This window comes from Nocardia sp. NPDC060220 (genome assembly GCF_042727815.1).
GTDB lineage: Bacteria > Actinomycetota > Actinomycetes > Mycobacteriales > Mycobacteriaceae > Nocardia.
Window position 1 is genome coordinate 1 of the sequence record NZ_JBHWZY010001193.1, and the last position, 1637, is coordinate 1637.

A 1637-nucleotide genomic window follows, 5' to 3' on the forward strand; every position below is an offset into this window, starting at 1 on the left:
CCCTCGAGGTTGCCGAGCACACGATTGCCCAGGCGGAACGACAGGTCATCCATCGGCCCCGACGGCGGAACTCCGATGTGCCAGTACCCGATTCGTCCCGGCCAGTCCTGCACGGTGGTCTGCATTCCGGGACGGACGACATCGAGGCGCCGCCGACTGGGCGCAGGCGCCGCCGGGGTGTCCGAAGTCGGCTCGGTCGCACTGGTGCCTGTCGGGTCGACCGTGCTCGCGGCGCGCGACTCGGCCGGGCCGACCGCCTGCTTCGTGGTCGAGTCGATGACACCACTGGGCGCGGGGGGCTTCGTCGGGGCCAGGTCGGCAGCGGGATGGATGCGGGTGTCGATGAGGCTCATCGGGTCACCACCATGCGGACCGGGGTGGGGTCGAAACCGTTGCAGGGGTTGTTGATCTGGGGGCAGTTGGAAACCAGGACCAGAGTGTCGATCTCGGCCCGGAGGGTGAGCTTCTTGCCGGGGGCGGACAGGCCGTCGACGATGCCGAGCGTGCCGTCGGGTTCGACGGGGACGTTCATGAACCAGTTGATGTTGGAGACCAGGTCGCGTTTGCCCAGGCCCCATTCGAGAGCGGCGGTCAGGAAGTTCTCCACGCACGCGTGCTGGTGGCGGGTGTGGTGGCCGTAGCGCAGCGTGTTGGATTCCTGGGAGCAGGCGCCGGCGATGGTGTCGTGGTTGCCGACCTCGTCGGCGACCACCGTCATCAGCGGGGTGCCGCCTTCGGTCCGCAGGACGCTGCCGGTGGTGAGGAAGATGTTGCGCTGGGCGGCGATGGTGGCCTGGGCGCTGTAGCGGTCGGTGCGATCGGCGGCGGAGTAGAGCAGGCAGTCGACGGCCTGATTGCCGTGCAGGTCGATGATGTCGAGGTGGTCGCCCGCGCGGACGACGGCCGACCACGGCGCCCGGGCGGGGACGGTCTCGTCGAGGACGACGGTGCGGGTGGCGGTCATGCCGGAACCTCCGTGTTCAGTGCGGCCGTCCAGGCGGCTTCGGTGTTCTCCACGGCCCGGCGGTATTCGGGGTCGTCGTTGCGGGTGTCCAGATCCGCGGGGGAGGACCAGGCGAGAAGGTCGAGGTCGCCGGTGGGGCGGTCGTCGAGGGGGTGCGGGGCGTTGGCGACCAGGAGGGTCAGGGGGAGGTGGACGATGAGGTCGAGGGTGGCGCCTGCCGGGCCGTTGCCGGTGGGCTCGATCGCGCCGTCCACCGCGACCACGGCTCCGCGGAACACCGCGATCGAGGGGCCGATATCGCGCGGCTCCAGACCTTGTTTGGCACCTGCCAGGTGGAGTTGGTGGCGGCCCTCGATGGTGGGGCCACAGAGGGTGTCGTGGTGGCCGTCGGAGTCGGCGAGGACGGTGGCCAGGACCCGGCCTTGGTCGGAGAGCAGTGGATGGCCTGCGCTGAGGTAGGCCTGCCACGGGACTTTCACGGTGTCGGCGACATTCAGCCGTTCCCAGGGGGATTCGGTCCGGAGTAGGAACAGGTGGGCGCAGGTGGTGCCGGTGGGGTCGCTGAGGCGCACTCGGGTGCCTCGGCCGAGCGCGATGTTCGCGTAGCCGCCTGGGGGGATGCATTGTGCGGCAACGATTTTTGTGGGATCTATGTCAGGGGGTGTCTGGGGGG

General features: G+C 69.6%; 2 protein-coding genes and 1 pseudogene. All 3 read right to left on the reverse strand.

Going from position 1 to position 1637, the window contains the following annotated elements:
• Positions 1–353: pseudogene (locus ACFWF3_RS35160) on the reverse strand (hypothetical protein); the annotation flags it as partial.
• Positions 350–964: an urea amidolyase associated protein UAAP2 gene (locus tag ACFWF3_RS35165; protein WP_379318434.1), complete on the reverse strand. Its 615-nt coding sequence runs from the start codon at positions 962–964 to the stop codon at positions 350–352. The gene ACFWF3_RS35165 and the pseudogene ACFWF3_RS35160, both read right to left, overlap by 4 nt.
• The coding region (locus ACFWF3_RS35170) for a DUF1989 domain-containing protein (protein WP_379318436.1) at positions 961–1637 on the reverse strand (677 nt) is incomplete at its 5' end. The genes ACFWF3_RS35170 and ACFWF3_RS35165, both read right to left, overlap by 4 nt.